Genomic DNA, 26,074 nt, shown 5'->3' with positions numbered 1-26,074 from the left:
TACAATTCCCGTATGGCTCGCAGACAGATGGTGCGCCCGGGCGGGCGCAGCGCCCGGGTTCAGGAGTCGGTCCACACCGCGGTGCGCGAACTCGCCTCGGAGGTGGGGCGGGACGCCCTGACCGTGCCGCTCGTCGCGCAGCGCGCGGGGGTGACGCCGTCGACGATCTACCGCCGCTGGGGCGATCTCCAGGAACTCCTGTCGGACGTCGCCGTCGAGCGCCTGCGCCCGGAGACGGCGCCGGAGGAACACGGTGACCTGCTCTCCGACCTGACGGCCTGGGCCGAGCAGTTCCTGGACGAGATGGCCTCTCCCACGGGCCGCGCCTACATCCGCGACGCCCTGCTCGGCGACCCGGACGGCAGCAACGCCGGTCAGTGCTCGGACTACGCGGCCGAGCAGATCGCCGTCATCCTGGGCCGCGCGGTCGAGCGCGGGGAGGCCGTTCCCGACGTCGAGGCGGTGATCGACCGCGTCGTCGCCCCCCTGATGTACCGCATCCTCTTCCGCCCGGACGGGCTGGACGCCTCCTACGCCCGTCACCTGGTGGCGACTTCCGACAGCGCAGGGGCGTGAAGTCCGGCCGCCAACGAGTGAATCCACCCGTGCGGTGAGCGGCAGCCGCCGTGACGACGGGAAGGCCGTCCTTGTCACCGACAAGCGATGGTCAGGGAGCGTCCCGATGCCGAAGTACCTCATCCAGGCGACCTACACGCCCGAGGGCACCAAGGGGCTGCTCAAGGAGGGCGCGAGCGGCCGTCGCGCCGCTGTCGAACAGGTCGTCAGCGGACTCGGCGGCACCGTCGAAGCCATGTACTTCGCCTTCGGTGAGCACGACTTCGTGTGCATCATCGACTTCCCCGATCCCGTCTCCATGGCCGCCGCCAGCCTCGCCGTGAAGGCCAGTGGCGCCCTCCACACCCGGGCCACTCCCCTGCTGACCCTCGAAGAGATCGACGAGGCGGCCCGGCGACAGGTCGCCTTCAGGGCTCCCGGCAAGTAGGCCGCGGAACGGGTGAAGGTTTACCTGTGTACTCTCCCGCGCTTCGGGTAGGCCCCAACACTGATGGAGCACAGGCCTGAGTCGACCGAGAGAGAAGTCTTCATGGGCCGCGAGCCGGATCCCGAGAGCGCCCCCGACCTCGTCGGACGGCAGCTCGTCGACGCCGTGGAGAACCTGGTGTCGCTCTGGTTCTCGGCCGTCGAGGAGACCAGTCCGCGGCTTCCGCCGCGCCACATACGTGCCTTGCGGGCCGTTCGCCGTCGACCGGCGCTCAACGTCACCGCCCTGGCCGAGCATCTGCGGGTCGGGCTGCCCACCGCCAGCCGGCTCTGCGACCGGCTCGAGAACGCCGGGCTGCTCCGGCGATGCGTGGATCCCGGCGACCGGCGTGAGGTGCACCTGGAGGTGACGGCGCAGGGGCGGACGTTCCTGGGGGACGTCACCGAGCGGCTGTCGATGCGGCTGGCCACCACTCTCGACAGGGTTCCTCCCGCACAGCGCGCACCGCTCGAACAGGCGCTGCGCGTCTTCGACGAGGGCGCGTTCCCCGGCGCCCCCAGAACGGCACCGGAACCCGGCGCGGACGCCGGGCCCGAACACTGAACCCGCCGCTCAGGACTCCGCCGCCCGTTACCGCTGCGCGTCGCCGTGCACGTGGCACAGCAACAGGCATACGTCGTCGTCGTGTTCGGAGTCGTGCAGCAGCGGGTGCAGGAGCCGGTCGGCCGATGCGTCGAGTTCGTCTTCGAGTTCCGCAGGGCGGAAGTCGCCCAGTACCTCGGTGAGTCGCTGGATGCCGGGGTCGATCCCGTGGGCGCGCCGTTCCACGAGCCCGTCGGTGTACAGCGCCAGCGTCGATCCGGGCGGGAGCGGCACGGTGTGGTCGCGGATCTCCTGTTTCAGCGGGATGCCGAGCATCGCGCCGGGCTTGGCGTCGAGCGTGTGCACCTGACCGTCGGGGGTGCGCAGCACGGGTGGCGGATGGCCGGCTGCGGCCCAGGTGAGTGTGGGGTCGTCCGGGTGGAAACGCGCGATGACCGCGGTGGCGTACAGGTCCAGGCGCAGACGGTGCAGGAAGAGGTGCAGTCGCGTCAGGAGTTGGCCGGGGCTGCTGCCGTCGACGGCGTAGGCGCGCAGAGCGGTGCGCAGCTGGCTCATCATCACCGCGGCGTGCAGCCCGTGGCCGGTGACGTCGCCTATGACGGTGATGAGGCTGCCGTCGGGCTGGCGGAACGCGTCGTACCAGTCACCGCCGATGTTGAGGCCCCGGGTGGCCGGGAGGTAACGCGCAGCCAGGGTCAGACCCTCCGCGGTGGGCAGGTCGGTCAGCAGGGCGCGTTGCAGGGTCTCGGCGATGTCGCGGTTGTGCTCGAAGCGCCTGGCGTTCTCCAGGGCGATGCTGGCCCTGCGGGTCAGCTCGATGAGCATGATGGCGTCGTCCGCGTCCCACCGCTCATCGGGGGGCGACAGGGTGAGCACGCCCTGAGAGGTCCGGCGGGTGAGCAGGGGGATGCACAGGAGGGGCCGGCCGGGGTCGAGGGCCGAGGGCGGCTGGTCGTCGACGCCGGGCAGGCCGCCGGGGTGGTCGGCTGCGTACTGGGGGCGCCCGCGGCGGGCGGCGCGGACGGCTGCGGCCGGATGGGGGCCGCTGCCCACCGCTTCGTCGACCCCGTCGAACAACCAGACGTCGACGGTGCGCGCGTATCTCGGCACCAGCAGGGCGGGCAGGAGCCGCACGATGGCCTCGGGGTTGAGGGAGGCCGTCAGTGCGGCGCTGGCATCCGCCAGGAAGGTCAGTCGGCCGCGGGCGTTCTCCGCCTCCTTGCGGGCCTTCTGCTCGGCGTCGAACAGCTCGCGCTGCGCCCGGCCCGCGGCGTCCAGGTCGGCGTGCAGGGCCAGTACGCCCTGGTTGGTCTGGTGGAGTTCCTCGCGGTGGACGGCGACCAGCGCCTCCTGCTCGTCGAGCCGCTCCAGCAGCAGGGCCGCGTCCTCGTCGGCGCCGAACAGGGCCTCGGCGAGCGTCGCCGGATCGTCGGCCGCGTGCTCGCCGCCGGAGACGTCCGCGTCCTCGGCGCAGGGGACGGACGCGCGCCACGGGGGCTGCAGGTCCTCTGGGCGGCGCTTCGCCGGGGCCACCTCGACGTTGAAGGCGCCCCCGCCGGGTGACAGGGTCGCTGCCATGCCGACCCGCCAGTCACCGCCCTTGGTGAGGCACTGCTTCAGCTGTGCGGTGAGCGCGGAGACCAGGCGGGTGCGCTCGACGGGGGGTACTCCGCACGCGGCGGCCAGCCGCGCCGTGGCGATGCGGGCCTGCGCGGCGTCGGTGATGCTGCTGACGTACCAGGTACGGGTCATGACGAGCGGTCCGGAGGGCAGGGGCTCAGCACGACGACGGCGGTGTCGTCGCGTACCGGCCGGGCGGCGCTGCTGGCGTCCCGCACGATCGACGCGGCGATCACGGCGGGGTCGAGGGACGTAGGGGCGCAAACGGCCGGGCCGGGACTCCAGCGGCTCGGCAGGCCGTCACTGTGCAGAACCAGGAGGCAGTCGTCGGTCCACGTCTCCTGGTGCGCAGGGAGGTGTGCGGGGAAGTGGGCGCCGACGATGCCGGGGTGCGAAACCAGCCCGCGCCAGCTGTCGCCGCGGTGCAGCCGGGCCCCCACGTTGCCCACTCCGGCGAAGGACAGCCGACCGCCGGTGACGTCGAGCTGGGCGACGGCTGCGGCCGCCCCCCTGGTGTCGCGCAGGGCGCCGTGCAGCCGCCGCAGCAGGTCGGCCGGCGGCAGGTGGGGCGCGGTTCGCACCGCGTCCACCGCGGCGGAGGACGCGTCGGCCGCCAGGGGTCCGTGGCCGAGGCCGTCGGCCAGCATCAGCGTCACATGGTCCGACGTCCGGACGCACGTCCAGGCGTCGCCGGAGAACTCCGCTGCCGCGAGGGGGATGTTGACTCCCCCGGCCCGCACCGGCAGCGCGCCGGTGTGCGGCCCGGCGGGGTCCCGGTCCGGTCGGGGACCGATCCTGGCCATGACGATCGTTCCCCGACCGGGTGTGCTGTGCAGGCCGAAGTCGTCGGCCGTGCGCCGACAAGTGCCGAGACCGGCGCCCAGGGAGGCGGCGGTCGAGTAGCCGTCGCGCAACGCCGCGTCGCTGTCGCGCATGCCCGGCCCGTGGTCGACGGCCATGATCTGCATCATGGAGATCCGCTCGTCGCCGTAGGCCGGAACGGACGGACCCACGAGGTCGAGCAGTATCTGTCCGCCACCGGCGTGCTTCAGCAGATTGGTGGCGAGTTCGGTGGCCACGAGCTCCGCGGCGGCGACCCGGTCCTCGGCGAGCCCGGCACGGCGGGCCGCGGCCCCGGCCGCCACGCGCACGCCACGTACGCGGGTCGAGTCGTGCACCGGCACCTCCCAGACGCGCGGCATCAGGGCGCCTCGCGCGGCCGGGGCGGCCCGGCGATCCAGGACGTCACCGTCACGCTGGTGCCGTTGCCACGGCTGCTGTCGATGGAGAACTCGTGGACCAGGCGCCGGGATCCGCCCAGCCCCATCCCGAGCCCTCCACCGGATGTGTAGCCGTCGCCGAGGGCCTGGTCCAGGTCGTCGATACCGGGACCCTCGTCGCTGAAGACGAGACGCAGCCCCTGTATCGCGCCGCTGGTCACCTCCGTGCACTCCATCTGTCCCCCGCCGCCGTGCACGAGGGCGTTGCGCGCCAGCTCACTGGCCGCCGTGACGAGTTTGGTCTGCTCGACCAGGCCGAACCCGAGTTGGGCGGTCATCTGCCGCACATGCTGCCGCACCCGCACCAGATCGAGGTCCGAGCGGATCGGCAGGAAGGCGGAGACACTGCCGGTGCTGTGGGTCACGGGCGCTCCCGGCGTGGGCGCCCGCCGCGGGGCAGCACCGAGACCTCGGCCCCGAGCAGGTGCATGGCCTCCTCGGTGTTGAGGGCGGTGCGCAGCCCCGGCAGGGTCAGACCCAGTTCCACCAGGGTGATGGCCACCGCCGGACGCATCCCCGCGACCACGGTCTGAGCGGCCAGCAGCTTGGTCATGGCCGCGACGTCACTGAGCACGCGGCCCATGAAGGAGTCGACGATCTCGACCCCGGACAGGTCGATGACCACACCGTTGACCGCGCTGTCGGAGACCGTCTCGCCGATGTCCTGCCGGAGCTGTTCGGCCGTGCTGTCGTACAGGTCGCCCTGGAGGGTGACCAGAAGGACCCCGCCGAGCCTCAGTACGGGCACATGACCTTCGTACGGGAAGGTGGACACGCCCGTCACCTCGGCTCCGCGGCCGATGTGGGGTTCGCCACGATGTGCGCCCCCTGCTGCTGGAGGGCGTAGGCCAGGGCGTCGGCGAGGCTGGCGCGGGTCAGCACATCGCTCAGGTCGATGCCGAGGTGGACGATGGTCTGCGCGATGGCCGGCCGGATTCCGGAGACTATGCACTCCGCTCCCATGAGGCGCGCCGCCGCCACGGTCTTCATCAGGTGCTGCGCCACCAGGGAGTCCACGGTGGGGACCCCGGTGATGTCCAGGATGGCGATGCGGGCGTGCTGCTCGACGACGGCGTCCAGGAGCGTCTCCATCACCACCTGGCTGCGGGCACTGTCGAGCGTGCCGATCAGCGGGACGGCGACGATGCCTTCCCACAACTTGATCACGGGGGTGGCGATTTCGAGCAGTTCGAGCCGCTGGCGGTTGATGAGCTCCTGCCCGGCGACCTTGGTCGTCTCCTGCATCACCAGACGCAGGGTGCCCATCAGGACGGTCAGGGCCGTCGTGCACTCCCGGACATGCTCGGCGGGTGCGTCGGAGAGCTCGTCGAGCAGGAGGTCGGTGACGGGTGGCCGCAACGCGTCCATCTCGGCCGAGATCTGCCCGAGGGTGGCGCCGGCCCGCGCCCGGGAGTGCGCGGTACGCGCCAACTGCTCGCGGACGACCGTGAACCCGTCAGCCTCCGAGTCCTCCATACGCCCCGACGCGGCCACCGCGGCGAGCGCCTCCACAACGGCCCTGCCGGCTTCCACCGCCTCGTCCCGGGAGACGGTGAACACGGTGCGGAACAGCGCCGCGTCGGCCCAGCGCTGCGCGATCTGCTCCCGGCGTCGCCGCAGGAAGTCCCCGACCTCCTCGGCCGGATCGGTCCGATCTTTTGCCGTTTGCTGCTCCGGCACGTACTTCCCTCCTCATATGGTGTGCGCCGCCCCGATCTCACAGGGAGCGCCGGACTGTACGGTCACGATGCCTGCCGAGGCCCGAACCAGTCCAGGCAGACCACGAGCGCATCGTCGTCGGGCACGGGAGTGCCGCGGTGACCGGCCAGTTCCCTCAGGACGGCACGAGGGACCTCGGCCGCGGGCAGCAGGCTGGTGGACACGATGGCCCGGGCCAGAGCGCGCTCCCCGTACTGCTCACCGCCACCGGGCGCGGCGACGGCGTACACCCCGTCGCTGGCGAGGATGAGCCGGTCCCCGGGCTCCATTTCGACGACCTGCTGGGCGACGTAGTCCGTCTCCTCGAACATGCCGAGGGGCAGCTGCGCATCGAACTCGACGGCGGTGACGGTACGGCCGCGCAGGCGCAGCATCTGCGGGGAGCCGGCGTCGACGACCTGGAGCCTGCCGGTGTGCAGGTCGAGGTCGAGCAGGAGCACGGACAGGTGGGCGTCTCCGCGGTACTGGGCGTAGACGGCCTGGTCGGCGAGTGCGGCCTGGTCCGCGATGGACAGGCCCGCACGGCGTGCGTTGCGCAGGGCGTTGATGCCCAGGTTGGTCAGGAGGGAGGCCTCGATGCCCTCCCCCATGCCGTTGGTGATGTAGATCATCAGGCGGTCGGCGTCGGCGGACCAGTCGAAGTTGTCGCCGAAGATCGCGTAGGCGGGTTCCAGTTGGGCGCCGACCGCGTACTCGGGGCGGGTGCAGGAGCGGCCCGGCAGGAGTTGCCACTGCATCTCCGCCGCCAGGGTGAGGCGGTCGGTGCGGCGCGTCCGGACGTACAGATCGGTGTCCCTGTCGGCGACGATCACTTCGTGCCCCAGCACCTTCGCCACCTCGGCCAGTTCGTCCAGGCACTCCTCGGCCTGGTCCGCCGAGGGCATCGTAACGGCCAGGACGCCCAGTCGGTCACCCCGTACGGTCACGGGCAGGTGCAGGCGCACCTGGCCGTCGTTCAGCTTCTCGACGAAGGGTTCCTGGGACCCGAAGGCCCGTCCGGCGGGCGTGCCGTACGCGGGCACCGACTCGGGCGGGCTCGGAGCCGTGTGGACGGCCTGGAGCGTGGCGAGGCCGTAGTCGGCCAGGTAGAGCTGGACGGTCTTCGCCGCGTAGTCGTTGCACAGTACTTCGCGGACCGCGTCCACCAGTTGGTGCGGGGCCGCGGAGCGAAGTGCCCGCTCGGCTGCCACGAATCTGTTCACGATGTTGGATACGCCATTCTTGTCACAGTGACGGCGCTGGACCCGCGCTGCCGCGGACGCCGCCCGTCGGTCCTTCTTGTCCGTATCTAGTGTTCTGCACGTATTGTCCGAACCGGTGGGCTGACAGTGCCCTTGAAGCCTGAAAGAGTGGCAGCGTGACTTCCTCCTACTCGCAACCGCGGCCGGACGAGGTGGCGCGTGTGACCTCCGAGGCCGCCGAGTTGCTGGAGGTCTTGTGGGGCCGGGCCTCGACGGCGCCGGTGTCCGCCTCCCAGATCCGCGTGCTGTTCATCCTGGAGCACAGCGACGGCATCAACCTGCGCATGCTCGCCGAGGCCCTCGGCTCCACACCGCCGTCGACCAGCCGGCTGTGCGACCGCCTGCAGGCGGTCGGCTTCGTCGAGCGGGCACCCAGCGCCTCCAGCCGCCGCGAGCTGCGGCTGCATCTGAGCCGTCGCGGACGGACCTTTCTGACCGAGCTGCGCGCGCGACGCGAAGCCGCGCTGCAGTCGGTGCTGGAGCAGATGCCCGCCACCAAGCGGACCGCCCTGCTGGAGGGCCTGGAGGCGTTCTGCGCCGCGGCGTCCGCGGAAATCCACGAAGGCGACGAGGCCTCCGACGTCAGGAGCGCCTGAGACTTCAGGAGTGTCTGAGACATCAGGAGTGCCTGAATCCCGCCGACGCCCCAGTGCGGCGCCAGGACAGGGCTGGATACGTGCCGCCACCCGGCGACGCGGGCCGTCGTCGTTGCTGACCGGCACGTTCCCCACCCCTCCCACGCTTGACTCGCTCACTCTGTTGCCTCATGACCATAGTTGTCAAACGGCAACTGTTGGGCATGCGGGTGCGGCTCGCGATCGATGAACTGCCTCTTCGGGCAGCGGTCTTCAGTCCGAAGCGGTCATCACTCCACCGCGGTGGCTGGAGGCTCTGACTCGGGCCCCGCGTCCGCGGTGGCGAGTGCCTCCTCGACACTCCCCACGATCGGGACGGTGATGCTGACACCGGTGAGATCCATGATCCGCCGGACGGCGGGCGTCGGGGAGATCACATACACACCCCCCGGAATCTCCCGTACCTCCTGATAAGCCCGCAGGACGATGTTCATGCCGGACGAGTCCATGAAGGGGACGCCGGCGATGTCCAGGATGAAGTTCCGTCGGCCATGGTGCAGCTGGTTCGCGAGATGGTGCTGCAGCTCAGTCGCTGTATCCATGTCCAGGTCGCCCTCGACCGTGAGCAGCACGGCATCCTCGCGGGGCACTTCCACCTTGATCGACAAGGGATTCTGGGCAACGGACACAAGTACCTCCACAGGCGTTGGCGATCGTGACGGGTGCCCCGACGGACGAATTCAATGCATCGAGGAGCGAAGAATTCCCCGCAACCGGCCGATCGCGCCTCTCACGGGCCCGTCGCAGGCGGTTTCGGGCATGACGCTCCTGTGCTGCACGCGTGTTGACCGTCTGTCGATGCGTTCGGCCGCCTACCCCCGAATCTCCCCAGCACACGGGGCACGTGCGAGCGAGCGGTACGCCGTCACGCTTCCGGCGGCTCCTTCTGACTGCTTTTGCGTGCAAGGCCCAGGCGGGCGGTTTGGCGGGCGGTCGACGGGTCACGCGATTAGAGAGACATCACACGATGTGGAGGAGGGAAAGGAACTCGGGCCTCCTCGCCTCTTCAGGGAGCGTAAGGATGAGTGAGCAGTACCGGACCGGTGTCACCAAGACCTCAACGGGCGCGGGCCGTGCGCGCCGGGGGCCGCGGAGTCCGGCGGAGGCGCGCGGCGCTGTGCGGCAGGTCCTGTCCGAACAGTCGCTCGCACGCGGTGCCGCCTGCGAGCCGGACACCCTCTCTGACGCGCTGCTGGTGGCGTCGGAGCTGACGACCAACGCGATGCTGCACGGCGGCGGCGTCACCGGCTTCGATGTCGAGGTCGTCGGCGAGGACCTGTATCTGTCCGTCAGCGACCGTGAGCGTCGCCGGCCGGTCGCCCTCGACCCGATCGACCGCCAGGGCCGCCACCGCTGCGGAGGCCGCGGCTGGCCCATCGTCTGCAGGCTGTCCCGCACGGTGCTGGTCTCCGACCTCCCGACGGGCGGCAAGCGCGTCACCGCGGTGCTGCGGCTACCGACGGAGTGCCCGGAGTGGGCCAACAGGGCCTGACGGGGGCGGGTCAGGGCGGGTCGGCTTGCCGGCCTGAGCGAACGGGCCGCGGATGATGGGCCGGAGCGGAGAGGCTGCCGCTGCCTACGGAACTGGCCGGGGCCGACGCGGACTGGGCTGGGCTGGGTGCGGACGGGACGGGCCAGCCAGACCATTGTTTCCGCGCGGTGGCCCGAGGGGACTGGCCGGTTGGACGGCGCGGAGACCCCGACGGGCAACGGGACGAGCCAGTGACCGGCAGTGGCCATGGGACCCGGTGCGCCAGCGGGCGGGGCCGGGGGCCAGCGGGTGGAAAGGCCGACGGACTACGGGGACGGGCCGGTGGCCGCCAGCGTCAGGAGGCCGTGGTTCGAGGCCGTGGTTCAAGGAGGGACCGGTGGCCGGGGGCACGGAGGGCCAGCAGGCCAACGGGACGGGACGGGGGCCATAGGCGCCGGAGTCGTGGCGCCGGCGGGTCAGCGGGCGAGGCCAGTGACCGGCACAGAGGGGCCGGTGGGTCAGCGCGGCCGGGACCGGGGCATCAGGGCCCGACGCCGGCAGGTCGGCTACCGACCGGATCGGTCGGGCGCGGATGTAGAGCCGCCCTGGAGGGGCTGGCCTAGCGACGCGACTGGCCGGACACCGACGCGGATGGTTCAGTGGGCCGACGGGACAGTCCAATCGGTCAGCGCCAGAAGACCGGTGGGGCGCCGGACAGACCGATGGGCAAGCGTGCAAACACCGTGGCACCCCGGCCGGGGCACCCTAGCCGACAGGCCGAGGGCCGACAGGCCGAGGGCCGACAGGCCGAGGGCCGACAGGCCGAGGGCCGACAGGCCGGCCCCGCTGGTGCCACTCAGGCGAACCGGCCGACGCCCAGGTGGGCGTCGGCCGGCGAGGTCGGCTCGGGGTGCCGGGGTGCTTCGGGTCAGGCCACCCCGGGCTCCAACAAGCCCGCGCGCAGTTGCTTGATGATGCGGCTGATGAGGCGCGAGACGTGCATCTGGGAGACGCCGATCTGTTCGGCGATCTGCGCCTGGGTGAGTTCCTCGACGAAGCGCAGATGGATGATCCGGCGCTCCCGCTCGTCCAGCCCCGCGATCAGGGGTGCCAACGAGTGGAAGTCCTCGACGAGTTCCAGCGAGGGATCCTCCTCGCCGAGGAGGTCGGCCAGAACGGACTCGCCGTTCTCGGAGTCGGACGTGACGGCCGCGTCGAGGGAGGCGGACTGGTAGCCGTTGGAGGCCTTGCGGGCCTCGATCACCTCTTCCTCGGAGAGGGACATCAGCTCCGAGAGTTCGCGGGTGGTCGGTACGCGGCCCAGACGGGAACTCAGTTCCTCCGTCGCCTTCGCCAACTCCGCGCGCGCCTCCTGCAACCGGCGCGGCACATGAACGGCCCAGCTCGTGTCACGGAAGAACCGCTTGATCTCGCCAACGATGTACGGGACCGCGAACGTCGTGAACTCGACCTCCCGCGCGACCTCGAAGCGGTCGATGGCCTTGATCAGCCCGATGGTCCCGACCTGGACCACGTCCTCCAACGAGTCCCCCCGCGTGCGGAACCGCGAAGCCGCGTACCGCACCAGCGAGAGGTTCATCTCGATCAGCGTGTTACGCACGTATTGGTGTTCGTGCGTGCCCTCTTCCAGCATGACCAGTCGGTCGAAGAACTGACGCGACAACCCACGTGCGTCCTGAGGGCTCACCCTCGTCGGATCCTCGACCCGAGGCAGCGCCGCCCCCTGCGTCGTGACCGTCTCCTGTGCCGTGGCCGTTGCCTGCGCCACCGTCACGGCTGCCATGCTGTCCTCCCGATCGCCGGAACCTGCTGTCGTTTCCCCGCGTGCCCGAGATCGAGCAACTCACTCCTCTTGTGTCGTACGGATCGCGGCACGGAGATGAGTACTGGCGTGAAGTCGCCCTTGAGACCGGTCGATCCGGCCACCTCCTCATCGGACGGCTCTTCTACGTTCGCTCGTTTGCGTGGGGAGTTGCGGGGCATGCGGATTTTCGTGCTTCGGACAAGAGGCGCCACGGTGCGACAGGCGTGACCGCTCCAGGGCCTTCGAGCCCTCTGCACCGTTTCCCACGGAGATTCCCTGAGAACGTCGTTCGGGAGCTGTTCCTCATGCTGGTTGAAACGTCCGCACATGGTTCCGACAACTCTGCCCGTCCCCGCGTGGCCGGCGGACGCGTCCACGACGACGCCCCCGACACCGCGGCCGACTTCACCCGGCTGGCCGCTCTGCCCGAAGGGCCCGAGCGCGAGGCCGTACGCGACGAACTGGCCCGGGCGTGGCTGCCCATGGCCCACCGCATCGCCGGCCGCTTCCGCAACCGCGGTGAGTCGCTGGACGATCTGCGCCAGGTCGCGGCCCTCGGGCTGGTGAAGGCGATAGACCGGTTCGAGCCGGGACGAGGAGCCTTCGAGAGCTACGCAGTGCCCACCATCACGGGCGAGATCAAGCGGCACTTCCGCGACCGGATGTGGGCCCTGCGGGTTCCCCGTCGCGTCCAGGAGCTGCGCAACAAGGTACGGATCGCACGCCGCGACCTCATCACGGCCTCGGGCGGCTCCACCCCCTCGGTCGCCGAGATCGCCGCCCGTGCGGGGCTGACCGAGGAGGAGGTCAACGCGGGGCTGGAGGCGTTGGACAGCTTCAGCACCCTGTCCCTCGACGCCGAGATGTCCTCGAGCGACGACGGCTTCAGCCTCGCCGACACCATCGGCAGCGACGAGGAGGCGTACGACGTCGTCATAGACCGTGAGGCGGCGAAGGAGGGACTGCGGCGGCTGCCCGAACGGGAGCGCGCCATCCTGTACATGCGGTTCTTCGAGGACATGACGCAGAGCCGTATCGCCGAGCAGCTGGGGATCTCCCAGATGCATGTCTCCCGCCTCATCAGCCGGTGCTGCGCGCAGGTGCGGGAAGAGGCACTCGACCGGGGGAACCAGCCGTAGCCCACGGCGGCCGTGACCGGACCGCGTGCCGGCCGTGCGTGCGACGCACGGCCGGCCCCGGTTCCCGGTGCCTTCCATCCCCCATCACTTCATCCAGGAGCGGATACTCATGCTGATGCCCCATCCGGCGATGCTGCGCAGACTCGTCGAGGAGTACGAGGCGCTGGTGGCCCACGACGGCGACGTCGAGGCCGGCACCGGTCGGCGTGACGTGCGCACGCAGGACCTGGCCTACACGCTGTGCGTGTCGACCGGCACCCGCGAGGTGGGACAGGCCCTGAAGGTCGCCCGTCGCCTGCTCGCCGCCGCACACGAACCCGTCGCGGTACAGGTGAAGCGACGCGTGCCCGCGGCGGGCCTGGCAGTCGACGAGCCTTCGGCGGCGCAGGGGCCGGCGGTGGTCGGCTGACATGCCCAAGTGGGACACCACCCGGAGCGGCAGAGGAGAGGGCGGCGATGTGAGCATCGACAGAATCTGGTCGTACCGTCCCGGGAGCGGTCACCAGGAGGGACGGACGCTCACGGGGTTCAAGGTCGAGGCGGCCGACGGCGTCGTCGGCCATGTGGACCGCCAGGCCGACGACACTCCCCTGCGCCACCTGATCGTCGACACGGGCACATGGGTTTTCGGCAGGAGTCTGCTGATCCCCGCGGGGATGATCACCGGCATCGACATGAGGGCCCGGCTGGTCACTGTGGGGTGTACCCGTGAGGAGGCCAAGGCGGCTCCCCGTTTCAGGACGGACCGCGAGACGCTCGATCCCGAGTACCTGTCCGCCGTCGGTGCGTACTACGCCACGTTGCCCCATGATTCGGGAGAGCCCGGGTAGCAGAGCGCCAGGAACACGGTCGGACGACGAGGAGCGGAGACAACGACGTGCGAGGAATGGTGAAGTGACGGGAGCCGTAGTCTTCTTGGTGCGCGCCTGTGATGCTCAGGGAGTGACGAGCATTCCACCGGCAGCGTACGAGCAGCCGTGAAGCCGATGGAACGCCGTCCGGCCGGGGACGTCGGGACCGTGCCTGCCAGGCCGGTCCCGATCACCAGCGCGGCGGCGCGGAGCTACGTACGGTCGGTCGTGGCGGAGGCATGGCGTGCGCCGTCCGACCCGGCGAGTGAGCGAGCCGTCACGGATCTCCTGCTGGTGGTCTCCGAACTGGTCACCAACGCGATCCGGCATGGCGGCGGTCTCGCGGGGTTCGAGGTGGCCCTGCTGCCCGATGCCGTGAGCCTGAGCGTGCACGACTACAGCGACACCGTGCCCTCCGCGGCCTACGGGCCCGGCACGCTGCCGCTCGTCCACGAGGGCAGCGGGTACGGGTGGCCGCTGATCATCCGCCTCACCCGCGAGATCCACATCGAACGCCGCCGCGAGGGCGGCAAGACGGTCAGTGTGCTTGTGCCCCTGGCGTGAGGCGTGCCGGGCTGAGGTCCGTGAGGGGCTGAGAGTCCGCCCGCCGAGGCGGGCGCCCCTCACCAGGGCAGGAACGCGTGCACGTCCTTGCCGTCGTCCCGCACCACCACACTGACCTGGTCGCACAGCGTGTGGATCAGGTACCAGCCGATACCGCCGCCGGTGCCGTTGCCGGGGTGGAACGGGCGTGGCTCCGGTGGCGTGGTGCTCGTGTCGCTGAACGTCACGTGCACCCCGTCGAACGTCCTGCGCATCACCAGCCGCAGCGGCCCGGGTGCGTACTGGATCGCATTGGCCGCCAGCTCGCTGACGACGAGCAGGATGTCGTCCCGGTACTCGGGCGTCGTCGGCGCGACCGACCGCGCGAGCGTGGTCAGGAACTCCTCCGCGCTGAGGCGGGCTCTCGTCACATCACCAAATCCCCCGTCAAACCCTGCCTCCCAGTCCTCGATCTCTTCGGACGGCGGTTTCTTCCCGCCCCCACGCGATTCGGTCGCCATCACACCTTCTTCGGCCCGCTGCCGTCGGCCGCGTGACTTCGTCGTACAGCTTTCACCGCTGCTGGTTCCCAGGCTGAGCGCGGCTACGCGTCCGGAACGTTAGGAGCCTGCGGGACATCGCGGAAGAGGGAGGTCACAGGGGCATGCCACGCCGGTTCAGGACGCGACCCATCCCGACTTGATAGGCAAGCAACGACTTGCCTATGCTGTGGTCGTGGCCGACGACCTTTTCAAAGCCTTGGCCGACCCCACCCGCCGCACGATTCTCGACGAGCTGACGGAGAAGTCCGGGCAGACACTGTTCGAGATCTGTGCGCGGCTGAGCATGAAGCATCAGCTCGGCATCTCGCGTCAGGGGGTCTCCCAGCACCTGGCCGTGCTGGAGGCCGCCGGGCTCGTCGAGACCAGGCGGGAGGGCCGCTACAAGTTCCATGACCTGAACACGGCCCCGCTGCGGCAGATCACCGAGCGATGGCTCGTGCACGACCCATCCGGACCCGAGGAGAGCACCCCATGAAGATCCACCTGACCAGCGTCTTCGTCGACGACCAGGCCAAGGCCGAGCACTTCTACACCGAGATCCTCGGCTTCGTGAAGAAGCATGACGTCCCGGTGGGCGAGAAGGACCGCTGGCTGACCGTCGTCTCCCCCGACGAGCCGGGTGGCACCGAACTGCTCCTGGAGCCCGCCGGCCACCCGGCCGTGAAGACCTACCGCGACGCCCTGGTCCAGGACGGCATTCCCCTCGCTCAGTTCGCCGTCGACGACGTCCAGGCGGAGTACGACCGCTTGCGCAACCTCGGCGTCCGTTTCACCCAGGAACCCCTGGACATGGGTCCCGTCACCACCGCGGTCCTCGACGACACCTGCGGCAACCTGATCCAGATCGCCACGGAGCCGCGGTAGGCGGCGAACCGCGCAGGGGCCTCGGCCCGGCGCCGAGGAGTTGGCCTCCGTCAGCCGACCCGCGCGGCGATGGTTTGCGCGCACACCAGGGACTCGGCGTGCGTCGTGTCCACCTCCAGGTCATAGCCGACCCCGTCGTGAACCACCTGCGCCTGGAGCGCGGCCATCCCCTGGACCCGGTCTCCGCGTGCGACCTCACGGCCCGCGGCAACCACGCTGTCGCACCTGACGCCGACCCACAGCACGGCCAGATCGCCCAGCGCCTTCTGCCACCGCTGCTGGGACCCTGCCCCGCCGAGGAAGACGTCGTCGACGATGACCCTCGCGCCCGCGTGGGCCATTGCAGCGATCCCCTCGATCCAGGCCGCGTCCAACGCCCGGAATTCCGCCCCGACGCTCACCCCGCCGTCCGGCGCGAACGTGATCCCCCCGTCCGCCCCCTGCATCCTCGCCGGCAGGGCGGCGACGAACGAGTCGACCCCGAACGCCAGCCACGGATCCGGCAGTACGGCCTGCAGACACCGTACGATCCCGGACTTCCCGGAGCTCGAACCGCCGTTCAGCACGATCACCTGAGTAGTCACCGCGCCACACTAGAGCGCTTCCCACCCTGCCCCGCTGGAATTTCCCGTTGTCCGCCCCCGGCGAAGAACTCCGCGAGGGGCAGGATCGCCGCGCCGACCGTGACCGCGTCCGGGCCGAGGCCACCGAGGTCGATGGAGACGCGTTCCGCGGGATGGCGCAGGGCGTAGGCGGTGGCGTAGCGGCACACGGCGGGCAGGATACGGGGGCCCAGCCGGAGTGCCGCCCAGCCGCCGATGAGGATGCGTTCGGGCTGGAAGAGGTTGATCAGGTCGGACAGGCCGGCGCCCAGGTACTCGGCGGCCTCGTCGAGGACGGCGAGGGCCACCGGGTCGGCCTCGGTGCCCTCGGCGGGGTGAGCCGCGGCGAGCATCGCCGTCAGTGCGGTCTCCTCGTCGGTGCCCTCCGGCGGGTGGCCGCCCTCCTCCCGCCAGCGGTCGAGGAGGGCCTCCGCGCCCGCGTACGCGTCCAGGCAGCCGAGGGCGCCGCAGCGGCAGCGGCGCCCCCTGACCCGTACGGTCAGGTGCCCCCACTCGACGGACCGGCCCTGCTCCACCTCCTGTGTGACGAGACAGGCGCCGACGCCGGAGCCGAAGAGGACGACCACCGCGCTGCGGGCACCGCGGCCGGCGCCGAACCACATCTCGGCCTGGCCGAGGGTCCGGGCGCCGTTGTCGATGAAGTACGGGACGGAGTCGGGGAGTTCGCACGTCGAGCGGAGCAGCGATTCGAGCGGTACGGCGTCCCAGCCGATCGTCTGGCCATGGACCACGGCGCCCTGTTCAGGGGTGCGGGCGACGATGCCGGGGACTCCGATGCCCACGCCGAGGAGTTGTCCGGGGGCGATGCCCGTCTCGGCGAGAACCTCGGTGACGCCGTCGCGGATGTGCCCGACGATGACCTCGACGTCGTAGCCCTGGCGCTCCAGCGGCCGCTCGGTGCGGGCGAGTTCGGTGAGGGTGAGGTCGAAGAGCTCAACGCGTACGCGGGTCTCGCCGACGTCGACGCCGATCATGTGGCCGCCCGCGGGGGCGACGCGCAGCAGGGTGCGGGGACGGCCGCCGTCGGACTCGACGGTTCCGGCCTCCTCGACGAGGCCGTCGGCGACGAGTTCCGCGACGACGTTGCTGATGGAACCGCCACTCAGCCCGGTGGCCGGGGCCAGTTCGAAGCGGCTCAACGGGCCGTCGAAATACAACCGTTGCAGTACGACGGTGCGATTGCCCCGTCGCAGGTCACGCACTGTCCGCCCGCTCCGCCCTGCCATGTGGGTCCCTTCCGACGCGCCCGAACAGCAACATACCGCCGCGGGATCTCTTGACGCGCCCTTCCTTCGGGTCTTAAATCACGCTCTAAATTAACCCATGAGCGGCGTTCGGGAAGTGAACGCTCGCGTTGGGTATCCCTCCGGAAAGGGACACCTGAGCCATGCGCAGAATCCGAGCCGCGGCCGTCGGTGCCGTCACCGTTTCCCTGCTGACCGCCGTGACCGCCTGCGGTGGCGGCTCGTCGACGGGCGGCGGGTCCAACGACTCACCGAAGACGCTCACCTATTGGGCCTCCAACCAGGGCGCCAGCATCGAGGTCGACAAGAAGGTCCTCCAGCCCGAGCTCGACAAGTTCAAGAAGCAGACCGGGATCGAGGTGAAACTGGAGGTCATCCCCTGGTCGGACCTGCTGAACCGGATCCTCACCGCCACCACCTCGGGCCAGGGCCCCGACGTCCTGAACATCGGCAACACCTGGAGCGCCTCCCTCCAGGCGACCGGCGCGCTGCTGCCGTGGGACGAGAAGAACTTCACCGCGATCGGCGGCAAGGACCGCTTCGTCGACTCCGCGCTCGGATCGACCGGCGCGCAGGGCCAGGACCCGGCGGCCGTACCGCTGTACTCGATGGCGTACGCGCTCTACTACAACAAGAAGCTGTTCGCCGACGCGGGCATAGCCAAGCCCCCGGCCACCTGGGACGACCTCGTCGCCGCGGGCAAGAAGCTGTCGGGGGACGGCAAGTGGGGCCTGGGCACCGAAGGGTCGAACCCGTCGGAGAACATCCACCACGTCTTCGTCTTCGCCAAGCAGCACGGTGCCGACTTCTTCACCGCCGACGGCAAGCCCGACTTCGCCAATGACGGTGCGGTCGACGCGATCAAGCAGTACGTCGACCTGATGGCCAAGGACAAGGTCATCGCGCCGGGCAACGCCGAGTACGCCCAGAACCAGTCGGTCAGCGACTTCGCCAAGGGCAAGACCGCGATGCTGCTGTGGCAGAGCGCGTCCGCCAACCTCGAGTCCCAGGGCATGAGCGCGGACTCCTACGGTGTCGCCCCCGTTCCGGTGCAGTCCGGCAGTCCCGGGACCGACAAGCAGGTCAACTCCATCGTGGCCGGCATCAACCTCGCCGTGTTCAAGAACACCGACAACGTCGACGGCGCCAAGAAGTTCGTGAAGTTCATGACCAGCGACGAGGAACAGAAGGTCCTGAACACCGCGTTCAGCTCGATCCCGCCTGTGAAGGGCGCCCAGTCGGACGCCTCCTTCAACGCCGGGGCCAACGCCGTCCTGAAGGACACCCTCGCCCAGAGCGCCGTCGCGATGCCGCAGGTCGCCGACGAGTCCCAGTTCGAGACAGCCGTCGGTACGGCCGTGAAGGACCTGTTCGCCGACGCGGCCGCCGGGCGTCCGGTCACCACCGACTCGGTGAAGGCGGCGCTCGAGAAGGCCCAGCAGCAGATGCCGACGAAGTGAGCACGATGACGACCGCTGCTCCCGCAGAGGCGGCCCCGCACAAGAGTTCGTCCGGGTCGGCGGAGCAAACGCCCCGCTTCCGCCGCCCCGGGCGGATCCGCCGTATCGCACTGCCGTATCTGCTGCTCCTGCCGGCCCTGATCCTCGAACTGCTGGTCCATCTGGTGCCGATGGTGATCGGCATCGTGATGAGCTTCAAGGAGCTCACGCAGTTCTACATCCGCGACTGGGGCACCGCGCCCTGGACGGGGCTGTCCAACTACGAGGTGTCGGTGGACTTCGACGCCCCCGTGGGCGAGGCGCTGCTGCACTCGTTCTTCGTCACCATCGCCTTCACCCTGCTGTCGGTGGGCCTGTGCTGGCTGATCGGTACGGCGGCGGCGATCTACATGCAGGACACCTTCCGCGGCCGGGGCCTGCTGCGCGCCCTGTTCCTGGTGCCGTACGCGCTACCCGTGTACGCGGCGGTCATCACCTGGGTGTTCATGTTCCAGCACGACAACGGGCTGGTGAACCACGTCCTGCACGACCAGCTCGGCATCACCGACAAGCCGTCCTTCTGGCTCATCGGCGACAACAGCTTCGTCGCGCTGCTCGTGGTGTCGGTGTGGAAGGGCTGGCCGTTCGCCTTCCTCATCGTCATGGCCGGTCTGCAGAGCATCCCGAAGGAGCAGTACGAGGCCGCAGCCCTCGACGGGGCCGGCATGTGGCAGCAGATCCGCCGGATCACCCTGCCCTCGCTGCGCCCGGTCAACCAGGTCCTGGTGCTCGTGCTGTTCCTGTGGACGTTCAACGACTTCAACACGCCGTACGTCCTGTTCGGCAGGACCGCTCCGCAGGCCGCGGACCTGATCTCGGTCCACATCTACCAGGCGTCGTTCGTCACCTGGAACTTCGGCACCGGTTCCGCCATGTCCGTCCTGCTGCTGCTGTTCCTGCTCGTGGTGACGGGCGTCTACCTCCTGCTGACCTCCCGAGGAAGGAAGACGGCCGATGTCTAGCACCTCCCGGGCTCCCCGCTCGCCGATGGCTCCGCCGCGGTCCTACTACTGGTCCCGGCGGGTCTTCCTCACCCTGCTCACCGGGTTCGTCCTGGTGCCGGTCTACGTCATGGTCTCCAGCTCGTTGAAGCCACTGGCCGACGTCTCCGGGGAGTTCCGCTGGCTGCCGAGCGAGCTGACGATCCGGCCGTACATCGACATCTGGTCGACGATCCCGCTGGCCCGGTACTTCGTGAACTCGCTGATCGTGGCGGGCGCGGCGACCGTCTGCTCGGTGGTGATCGCGGTGTTCGCGGCGTACGCGGTCAGCCGCCACAACTTCCGGGGCAAGCGCGTCTTCACGGTCACCGTGCTGTCCACGCAGATGTTCCCCGGCATCCTCTTCCTGCTGCCGCTGTTCCTGATCTACGTCAACATCGGCAACGCCACCGGTATAGCCCTGTTCGGCTCGCGCGGCGGTCTGATCCTGACGTATCTGACCTTCTCGCTGCCGTTCTCGATCTGGATGCTGATCGGGTACCTCGACTCGGTGCCGCGCGACCTGGACGAGGCGGCGATGGTGGACGGCTGCGGGCCGCTCGGGGCGCTGTTCCGGGTCGTCGTGCCGGCGGCGATCCCAGGCATCGTCGCGGTCGCCGTGTACGCCTTCATGACCGCCTGGGGCGAAGTGCTGTTCGCGTCGGTGATGACCAACGACACCACCCGCACGCTGGCCGTCGGCCTCCAGGGCTACTCCACGCTCAACAACGTGTACTGGAACCAGATCATGGCCGCCTCGCTGGTCGTCAGCGTGCCCGTGGTCGCCGGGTTCCTGCTTCTGCAGCGCTATCTCGTCACCGGACTGACGGCGGGAGCCGTCAAGTGACCCACGCTGCTGTGTCCGGCTCCGTTGTCTCCGGCTCTGCTGTCTCCGAAAGGAATTCCGTGACCATCGACCTTGCCGCACTCCCCGAGGACTTCCTGTGGGGCACGGCCACGTCGGCCTACCAGATCGAGGGAGCCGTCGCCGAGGACGGCCGCTCCCCCTCGATCTGGGACACGTTCTCGCACACTCCCGGCAAGATCGACAACGACGACCACGGCGACGTCGCCTGCGACCACTACCACCGCTGGCGCGAGGACATCGCGCTGATGCGCCGGCTGGGCACCAACGCCTACCGGTTGTCGATCGCCTGGCCGCGTGTGGTGCCGGGCGGCGACGGGCCGGCGAACGCGAAGGGCCTCGACTTCTACGACGCGTTGATCGACGGCCTGCTGGAGGCGGGCATCACCCCGTCCGTCACCCTTTACCACTGGGACCTGCCGCAGGCGCTCCAGGACCGGGGCGGCTGGCCGGCCCGCGACACCGCCCACCACTTCGGCTCGTACGCGGCGGTCGTCGCCGAGCGTCTCGGTGACCGTGTCCAGCACTGGACCACGCTCAACGAGCCCCTGTGCTCCGCCTGGATCGGGCACCTGGAAGGCAAGATGGCGCCCGGCCTTACCGACCTCTCGGCGGCCGTCCACGCCTCCTACCATCTCCTCCTCGGCCACGGTCTGGCGGCGCAGGCGATCCGGGCGGCGGCACCGGGCGCCCAGGTCGGCATCGTCAACAACCTGTCCGCCGTCGAGGCCGCCACCGACCGCCCCGAGGACGTCGCGGCGGCCCGGCGCCAGGACGGGCACACCAACCGCTGGTGGCTGGACCCGGTCCACGGCCGTGGCTTCCCGAAGGACATGCGCGAGGTCTACGCCGCCGCATGCGGCGTCGAACTCCCCGAGCAGCCGGGCGACTTGGAGACGATCGCGCAGCCCCTGGACTGGCTGGGCCTCAACTACTACTTCTCCTCGACCGTCGCCGACGACCCCACCGGACCGGCTCCGCACGTCCGCACGATCCGCCGTCCCGGCGTCCCCCGCACGGGCATGGACTGGGAGATCGACGCATCGGGCATCGAGCGCCTGCTGCTCCGGCTGACGCAGGACTACGGCACCCGCAAGCTGTACGTCACGGAGAACGGCTCGGCCTACCCCGATGTCGTACGCCCCGACGGGACGGTGGACGACCCGGAGCGCCAGGAGTACCTGATCGGCCACCTCGCGGCGTGCGCGTCCGCCGCCCGCAGGGGCGCCCCGCTGGCCGGCTACTTCGCCTGGTCGCTGCTGGACAACTTCGAGTGGGCGTACGGCTACGACAAGCGCTTCGGTCTGGTGCATGTCGACTACCGCACCCAGGTCCGCACCATCAAGGGCAGCGGCCACCGGTACGCGGACATCATCCGGACGTATGCGGAGCGGGCACGCAACGCCGCCTAGCGGGCCGGGCGGCCCCTCGGTCGTACGGGGAGATCGAGGGGTGGTCACACCACCACTTGGGCGCCGACCCGGCCGACGTCGCGGCGGGCGGCGCCGGTTGAGCCGGAGGCATCGCGGGGAGTCGTGTCGATGGCTCGCCCGGTGAACGGTCCCCGCGGCCGCCGTACGCCCCGCGGGTGACCGTTCGCCGGTCTCCTACCGGCGGCTGCGCACGAGCAGGTGGAGGAAGTACGGCGTGCCGATCACCGCGGTCATCAGACCGGCGCCGAGTTGGGCAGGTGCGATCACGGTGCGGCCGAGCAGGTCCGCGGTGCAGACGAGGGCGGCGCCCAGCAGCACGGAGACCGGGATCACCCGGACGTGCGGTCGGCCCACGAGCGCCCGGGCCGCGTGCGGGGCGACCAGGCCCACGAAGCCGATCGTGCCCGCGGCGGCGACCGCGGTGGCGGCGAGCAGGACGCTCAGGAGGAGGAAACCGAGGCGCCCACGCGCCAGATTGAGCCCGAGCAGCCTCGGGGTGTCCTCGTCGAGGGACACGAGGTCGAGTTCCGCGCGCCGCAGGACCGCCACGGCCACGCCCAGGGCGAGGACGGCCGCGAGCGGTGCGATGTCGGGCAGAGTGCGCCCGTGCGTGGAACCGGACAGCCAGGTGAGGGCCTTCGCCGCGTTGAACGGGTCGGTGAGGACGATCAGCAGGCTCACCAGCGCGGTGGAGCCGGTGGCCATGCCGATGCCGACGAGGACGAGCCGGTTCTGCTGGAACCCGCCCCGCGCGGCGAGCCCGAAGACGATGATCGAGCTGACCGCCGCGCCGGTGAACGCCGCCCCGGCCACACTCCACGAGCCGGCCAGCGGCACGGTCGTCACCAGCAGCACCGCGCCGAGCGCTGCCCCGCCGGAGACGCCCAGGACACCGGGCTCCGCCAGCGGATTGCGCGTGACGGCCTGCACGAGGGTCCCGGCCAGCGCGAGTGCCGCGCCCGCGAGGAGCGCCGCGAGAACCCGGGGCACCCGGGTGTCGAGTACGAACGACACGGCCCGACCCGCCCTGCCCTGCGCCCAGTTGACGACGTCGCCCAGCAGCAGCTTGCTGTCCCCGAGCAGCACCGAGGCGATCATCACGCCGACCAGCACCGCCACCAGGACGGCCGTGGTGGTGACGAAGACGGTCCGGCTTCTGATGCGCAGCCGGTCGGGTGCGGCGGCCGCGGCCGTGTCCTTCAGCCGTGTGGCCATCACGATCAGGAACACGGCACCGACGAGGCTGGTGACGACGCCCGTCGGCACGGCGACCGCCAGGTCCGTCGGCACGAGGGCCCGCAGCAGGACGTCCGAGCCGAGGACGAGTGCCGCCCCGGTCAGGCCCGCGAGCGGAAGGCTCGCATGTGCCCGGGTGAACCCGCGGAACCTGCGGGCGAGGGGACGCACCAGCGCGGGGGCGCACAGGCCGACGAAGCCGATGGGGCCGGCGAGGGTGACGGCCGCCGCGGAGAGCAGCGCCGCGCACACGACCGCCGTGACCCGGGTGGCCCGCACCGGCACGCCGAGCCCGCGGGCGGCGTCGTCGCCGAGGGCCAAAGCGTCGACCCTGCGGGCGACGAGCAGCAGCCCGAGGAGACCGGCGACGCCGAGGGGTGCGAGCTGGGCCACGCCGTCGAACCCGCTCTGGGCGATGCTGCCCTGGTTCCACTTGTAGAGGCCCTGGGTCTCCTGGGGGAAGAGCTGGAGCAGACCCTCGGTCACGGCGGTCAGGCCGAGGGCGAGGGCACTGCCGGCGAGCACGAGCCGGACGGTGCCCGCGCCCAGGCCGGACAGGCCGAGCACGACGGACACCGCCACGAGGCCCCCGGCGAACGCGACGCCGGAGGAGGCGAGCAGGGGCAGCGAGACGCCGGTGACGGCGGCCAGCCCGAGCGCCAGGTAGGAGCCCGCGTTGACCGCGAGGGTGTCGGGCGAGGCGAGCACGTTGCGGCTGATCGCCTGGAGGGTGGCCCCCGCCATCCCGAGCAGGGCTCCGACGAGGAGCCCGGCGGCCATGCGCGGCAGCCGGGACGCGATGACGACGGAGGCGTCGGCCGGGTCGGCCCGGCCGGTGAGCGCCTTGAACACCTCGCCGGCGCCGACGGCGGCCGTGCCCTGCGTGATGTCCACGACTGCCAGGCCTGCCACCAGCAGGACCAGAGCGGCCGTCACCGCGGCCGCACCGGTCCGGGACGTGGCGGGGGCCGCGGGCGGACGGGTGGCGGGAGTTGTCGCGGTGACGGCCATGGTGTTACTTCGTCAGCTCCTTGACGAGGGCGTCGATGTACGCCCCCATCGACTCCTGGCCGCCGAACATCCAGATACCGTCGGGCAGTCGGTGGACGTTGCCCTTCTTCACGAACGGCTGCGAGGTCCACACCTTGTCCTTGGACAGGGCGCCGGTGGCCGTGAACGGGGTGCTGCTCTTGTCGCCGTCGTTGGCGATGTAGGCGAACTGCACGTCGTCGCCCAGCTTGGTGAGCCCCTCGACGTCAGTGGTGCCGAGCCCGTAGTCCTTGTCGCCCTTGACCGTCCAGGCGTTCTTCAGGCCGAGTTCCTCGTTGACCGCGCCGATGAGCGAGCCGCTCGTGAACGGCCTGATGGAAACCTGGTTGGAGATGTCGTAGCCGTCGGCGAAGGCGAACTCGGCACCGTCGAGGCCGGCGTCCGCGAGGGCCTTCTTGCCCTCGGCGACCTTCGCGTCGAACTCGTCCTTGATCTTCTCGGCCTGGTCGGTGGTGCCGGTGGCCTTGGCGATGAGGTCGAGGTTCTCCGTCATCTGCCCGATCGGGTCGGAGGCGTCTGCGGAGCGCACCTCCAGGACGGGGGCGACCTTGCGCAGCTGCTTCACGGCCGCCGGCGGCAGGTCGGTGCTGGCGACGATGAGGTCCGGCGCCAGCGCGGCGATGGTGTCCATGCTGGGCTCGCCGCGGGTGCCGATGTCCTTGGGCTCGTTCTTCAGCGGGACCGCGGTGTCCCAGGTGTTGTAGCCCTTGACGTCGGCGACGCCGGCCGGGTCGACACCCAGCGACACCAGGAGCTCGACTTCGTGCCACTCGGTTCCGACGACCTTCTTGGCCGGCCCGTCGAGTTCGACCTTCTTGCCGGAGGCGTCGGTGAGGGTGATGGCCTCGCCGGCCTTCTTCTTCGCGTCGCTGCTGTCGGCGGCGGGCTCGGTCGTACCGCAGGCGGTCAGGGTGAGGGCCGCGGCGGTGGCGACCGCCGCGGTCGTGAGGAGGCGTCTCATGAGGGTGTGCTGAGCCTTTCGGTTCGCGTGTGGTGCCGGCCGATCGCGCGGGTGCGCAGCCGGCCCGTCAGGGGGTCGGTGTCGACTTCGATGCGGATGCCGTAGATGTCGGTCAGCCGCCGAGCCGTCAGTACGTCCTCGGGGGGGCCGTCCGCGACGATCCGCCCCTCGTGGAGCAGCACGATCCGGTCGGCGAGGGCCGCGGCCTGGTCGAGGTCGTGCAGGACGGCGCCCACGGCGATCCCGTGGTCGTCCGCCAGGTCGCGGATCAGGTCGAGGAGTTCGATCTGGTAGCGCAGGTCGAGGTAGGTGGTCGGCTCGTCGAGGAGCAGCACGCCGGTCTCCTGCGCGAGGCAGCCGGCGAGCCATACCCGCTGGAGCTGTCCGCCGGAGAGATGCTCGGCGCCCCGTTCGGCGAGCTCGGCGACGCCGGTCATGACGAGCGCGCGCTCCACCGCGGCCGGGCCGCCCGGGTCTGCCCTGCCCCAACGGCCCCGGTACGGGTAGCGGCCGAAGTCCACGACGTCCCGTACGGTCAGGCCGCTGGGCGTGGGGCGCCCCTGCGTCAACAGGGCGACGCGACGCGAGAACTCACGCGGGGTCAGCGCCAGTCCGTCGGCGCCGTCGATGACGAGCGTCGCGCTCCTGGGCCGCTGCAACCGCGAGATCGTCCGCAGCAGCGTGGACTTCCCACTGCCGTTCGGCCCCACCAGCACGGTCACTTCACCCGGCCGCAGCGTCACCGAAGCGTCGTGTACGACGTCCACGCCTTCGTAGGCCACGGTGACATCCATGGCCGACAGCTCATGACCGCGGGGGCGCACCG

29 protein-coding genes are annotated in these 26,074 nt (G+C 70.5%); 15 read left to right on the top strand and 14 right to left on the bottom strand.

Annotated features, from left to right (window positions below):
- Positions 1-12 precede the first annotated feature (12 nt).
- The 3 genes from ACZ7L5_RS32075 (at position 13) to ACZ7L5_RS32065 (ending at position 1,606) form a co-directional block, all read left to right on the top strand.
- Positions 13-576, top strand: coding sequence for a TetR/AcrR family transcriptional regulator (locus ACZ7L5_RS32075; RefSeq protein WP_471521119.1), 564 nt, complete (start codon positions 13-15; stop codon positions 574-576).
- Between the two features lie 106 nt (positions 577-682).
- Positions 683-1,003, top strand: coding sequence for a GYD domain-containing protein (locus tag ACZ7L5_RS32070; RefSeq protein WP_365065737.1), 321 nt, complete (start codon positions 683-685; stop codon positions 1,001-1,003).
- 102 nt (positions 1,004-1,105) lie between these two features.
- Positions 1,106-1,606 (top strand): MarR family winged helix-turn-helix transcriptional regulator, encoded by a 501-nt coding sequence (locus ACZ7L5_RS32065; protein ID WP_471521117.1) that lies wholly within the window; start codon positions 1,106-1,108, stop codon positions 1,604-1,606.
- A gap of 27 nt (positions 1,607-1,633) precedes the next feature.
- Here ACZ7L5_RS32065 and ACZ7L5_RS32060 read toward each other — a convergent pair whose 3' ends face one another.
- The 6 genes from ACZ7L5_RS32060 to ACZ7L5_RS32035 form a co-directional block, all read right to left on the bottom strand.
- Positions 1,634-3,358, bottom strand: a complete 1,725-nt coding sequence (locus ACZ7L5_RS32060; RefSeq protein WP_471521115.1) for a PP2C family protein-serine/threonine phosphatase — start codon at positions 3,356-3,358, stop codon at positions 1,634-1,636.
- Entirely contained in the window at positions 3,355-4,428 is a 1,074-nt protein-coding gene (locus tag ACZ7L5_RS32055) for a SpoIIE family protein phosphatase (RefSeq protein ID WP_471521113.1), read from the bottom strand. The genes ACZ7L5_RS32060 and ACZ7L5_RS32055 overlap by 4 nt, the downstream gene beginning before the upstream one ends.
- Positions 4,428-4,871 carry an anti-sigma regulatory factor gene (locus ACZ7L5_RS32050; protein WP_471521111.1) on the bottom strand — a complete coding sequence of 148 codons (444 nt, stop codon included), beginning with the start codon at positions 4,869-4,871 and terminating at the stop codon, positions 4,428-4,430. Before ACZ7L5_RS32050 ends, ACZ7L5_RS32055 begins: the two co-directional genes overlap by 1 nt.
- A complete protein-coding gene (locus tag ACZ7L5_RS32045) occupies positions 4,868-5,290 on the bottom strand; it encodes an STAS domain-containing protein (RefSeq protein WP_471521109.1) in 423 nt (140 codons plus the stop codon). The genes ACZ7L5_RS32050 and ACZ7L5_RS32045 overlap by 4 nt, the downstream gene beginning before the upstream one ends.
- Positions 5,287-6,186, bottom strand: a complete 900-nt coding sequence (locus tag ACZ7L5_RS32040) for an STAS domain-containing protein (RefSeq protein ID WP_471521107.1) — start codon at positions 6,184-6,186, stop codon at positions 5,287-5,289. The genes ACZ7L5_RS32045 and ACZ7L5_RS32040 overlap by 4 nt, the downstream gene beginning before the upstream one ends.
- Before the next feature lie 62 nt (positions 6,187-6,248).
- Complete coding sequence (locus ACZ7L5_RS32035) at positions 6,249-7,427, bottom strand: PP2C family protein-serine/threonine phosphatase (protein ID WP_471521105.1); 1,179 nt, start codon at positions 7,425-7,427, stop codon at positions 6,249-6,251.
- 155 nt (positions 7,428-7,582) lie between these two features.
- On the opposite strand from ACZ7L5_RS32035, the gene ACZ7L5_RS32030 reads away from it, so the two are divergent.
- Entirely contained in the window at positions 7,583-8,062 is a 480-nt protein-coding gene (locus ACZ7L5_RS32030) for a MarR family winged helix-turn-helix transcriptional regulator (protein WP_328883956.1), read from the top strand.
- A 269-nt stretch (positions 8,063-8,331) separates the two neighbouring features.
- Here the strand turns inward: ACZ7L5_RS32030 and ACZ7L5_RS32025 are convergent, their stop codons facing one another.
- Positions 8,332-8,730, bottom strand: a complete 399-nt coding sequence (locus ACZ7L5_RS32025; protein WP_471521103.1) for an STAS domain-containing protein — start codon at positions 8,728-8,730, stop codon at positions 8,332-8,334.
- Between the two features lie 392 nt (positions 8,731-9,122).
- On the opposite strand from ACZ7L5_RS32025, the gene ACZ7L5_RS32020 reads away from it, so the two are divergent.
- The gene (locus ACZ7L5_RS32020; protein ID WP_471521101.1) at positions 9,123-9,593 is read left to right on the top strand and encodes an ATP-binding protein; all 471 of its coding nucleotides are present in this window, start codon (positions 9,123-9,125) and stop codon (positions 9,591-9,593) included.
- A gap of 907 nt (positions 9,594-10,500) precedes the next feature.
- Here ACZ7L5_RS32020 and ACZ7L5_RS32015 read toward each other — a convergent pair.
- A complete protein-coding gene (locus ACZ7L5_RS32015) occupies positions 10,501-11,376 on the bottom strand; it encodes an RNA polymerase sigma factor SigF (RefSeq protein ID WP_471521099.1) in 876 nt (291 codons plus the stop codon).
- A gap of 326 nt (positions 11,377-11,702) precedes the next feature.
- Between ACZ7L5_RS32015 and ACZ7L5_RS32010 the strand changes: the two genes are divergently transcribed.
- From ACZ7L5_RS32010 to ACZ7L5_RS31995, 4 genes are all read left to right on the top strand, one after another.
- Positions 11,703-12,536 carry a SigB/SigF/SigG family RNA polymerase sigma factor gene (locus tag ACZ7L5_RS32010; protein WP_471521097.1) on the top strand — a complete coding sequence of 278 codons (834 nt, stop codon included), beginning with the start codon at positions 11,703-11,705 and terminating at the stop codon, positions 12,534-12,536.
- A 109-nt stretch (positions 12,537-12,645) separates the two neighbouring features.
- Positions 12,646-12,945, top strand: a complete 300-nt coding sequence (locus tag ACZ7L5_RS32005) for a DUF5133 domain-containing protein (protein ID WP_471521095.1) — start codon at positions 12,646-12,648, stop codon at positions 12,943-12,945.
- A gap of 49 nt (positions 12,946-12,994) precedes the next feature.
- Positions 12,995-13,366 (top strand): PRC-barrel domain containing protein, encoded by a 372-nt coding sequence (locus tag ACZ7L5_RS32000; protein ID WP_471521093.1) that lies wholly within the window; start codon positions 12,995-12,997, stop codon positions 13,364-13,366.
- Between the two features lie 156 nt (positions 13,367-13,522).
- The gene (locus ACZ7L5_RS31995; RefSeq protein WP_471521091.1) at positions 13,523-13,951 is read left to right on the top strand and encodes an ATP-binding protein; all 429 of its coding nucleotides are present in this window, start codon (positions 13,523-13,525) and stop codon (positions 13,949-13,951) included.
- Between the two features lie 59 nt (positions 13,952-14,010).
- Here the strand turns inward: ACZ7L5_RS31995 and ACZ7L5_RS31990 are convergent, their stop codons facing one another.
- Positions 14,011-14,451, bottom strand: coding sequence for an ATP-binding protein (locus ACZ7L5_RS31990; protein ID WP_365062339.1), 441 nt, complete (start codon positions 14,449-14,451; stop codon positions 14,011-14,013).
- Between the two features lie 214 nt (positions 14,452-14,665).
- Here ACZ7L5_RS31990 and ACZ7L5_RS31985 point away from each other — a divergent pair, with 214 nt between their 5' ends.
- Both ACZ7L5_RS31985 and ACZ7L5_RS31980 read left to right on the top strand, forming a co-directional pair.
- Positions 14,666-14,968, top strand: coding sequence for an ArsR/SmtB family transcription factor (locus tag ACZ7L5_RS31985; protein ID WP_471521088.1), 303 nt, complete (start codon positions 14,666-14,668; stop codon positions 14,966-14,968).
- Complete coding sequence (locus ACZ7L5_RS31980) at positions 14,965-15,357, top strand: VOC family protein (protein ID WP_471521087.1); 393 nt, start codon at positions 14,965-14,967, stop codon at positions 15,355-15,357. Before ACZ7L5_RS31985 ends, ACZ7L5_RS31980 begins: the two co-directional genes overlap by 4 nt.
- A 50-nt stretch (positions 15,358-15,407) precedes the next feature.
- Here the strand turns inward: ACZ7L5_RS31980 and cpt are convergent, their stop codons facing one another.
- Positions 15,408-15,941, bottom strand: a complete 534-nt coding sequence (gene cpt, locus ACZ7L5_RS31975; protein ID WP_471521085.1) for a chloramphenicol phosphotransferase CPT — start codon at positions 15,939-15,941, stop codon at positions 15,408-15,410.
- Positions 15,938-17,206 (bottom strand): ROK family transcriptional regulator, encoded by a 1,269-nt coding sequence (locus tag ACZ7L5_RS31970; protein WP_471521083.1) that lies wholly within the window; start codon positions 17,204-17,206, stop codon positions 15,938-15,940. The genes cpt and ACZ7L5_RS31970 overlap by 4 nt, the downstream gene beginning before the upstream one ends.
- A 161-nt stretch (positions 17,207-17,367) precedes the next feature.
- On the opposite strand from ACZ7L5_RS31970, the gene ACZ7L5_RS31965 reads away from it, so the two are divergent.
- Genes ACZ7L5_RS31965 through ACZ7L5_RS31950 form a run of 4 tightly spaced genes read left to right on the top strand, consistent with a single transcriptional unit; the run spans position 17,368 to position 21,980 of the window.
- Positions 17,368-18,684 carry an ABC transporter substrate-binding protein gene (locus tag ACZ7L5_RS31965; RefSeq protein WP_471521081.1) on the top strand — a complete coding sequence of 439 codons (1,317 nt, stop codon included), beginning with the start codon at positions 17,368-17,370 and terminating at the stop codon, positions 18,682-18,684.
- A 5-nt stretch (positions 18,685-18,689) separates the two neighbouring features.
- Positions 18,690-19,685 carry a carbohydrate ABC transporter permease gene (locus ACZ7L5_RS31960; RefSeq protein WP_471521079.1) on the top strand — a complete coding sequence of 332 codons (996 nt, stop codon included), beginning with the start codon at positions 18,690-18,692 and terminating at the stop codon, positions 19,683-19,685.
- 25 nt (positions 19,686-19,710) lie between these two features.
- Entirely contained in the window at positions 19,711-20,550 is an 840-nt protein-coding gene (locus ACZ7L5_RS31955; RefSeq protein ID WP_328884600.1) for a carbohydrate ABC transporter permease, read from the top strand.
- A gap of 59 nt (positions 20,551-20,609) precedes the next feature.
- Positions 20,610-21,980: a GH1 family beta-glucosidase gene (locus tag ACZ7L5_RS31950; protein ID WP_471521077.1), complete on the top strand. Its 1,371-nt coding sequence runs from the start codon at positions 20,610-20,612 to the stop codon at positions 21,978-21,980.
- A gap of 195 nt (positions 21,981-22,175) precedes the next feature.
- Here ACZ7L5_RS31950 and ACZ7L5_RS31945 read toward each other — a convergent pair whose 3' ends face one another.
- The 3 genes from ACZ7L5_RS31945 to ACZ7L5_RS31935 are packed head-to-tail and all read right to left on the bottom strand — an operon-like array spanning position 22,176 to position 26,042.
- Positions 22,176-24,248, bottom strand: a complete 2,073-nt coding sequence (locus ACZ7L5_RS31945; protein WP_471521075.1) for an iron ABC transporter permease — start codon at positions 24,246-24,248, stop codon at positions 22,176-22,178.
- 4 nt (positions 24,249-24,252) lie between these two features.
- Positions 24,253-25,248 (bottom strand): iron-siderophore ABC transporter substrate-binding protein, encoded by a 996-nt coding sequence (locus ACZ7L5_RS31940; protein WP_471521073.1) that lies wholly within the window; start codon positions 25,246-25,248, stop codon positions 24,253-24,255.
- Positions 25,245-26,042 carry an ABC transporter ATP-binding protein gene (locus ACZ7L5_RS31935; protein WP_471521516.1) on the bottom strand — a complete coding sequence of 266 codons (798 nt, stop codon included), beginning with the start codon at positions 26,040-26,042 and terminating at the stop codon, positions 25,245-25,247. The genes ACZ7L5_RS31940 and ACZ7L5_RS31935 overlap by 4 nt, the downstream gene beginning before the upstream one ends.
- Positions 26,043-26,074 lie beyond the last annotated feature (32 nt).

This window comes from Streptomyces sp. NPDC107528, from assembly GCF_055639295.1.
Note: the sequence above shows the minus strand (reverse complement) of the source record. Positions and strands in the feature narration are given on the sequence as shown.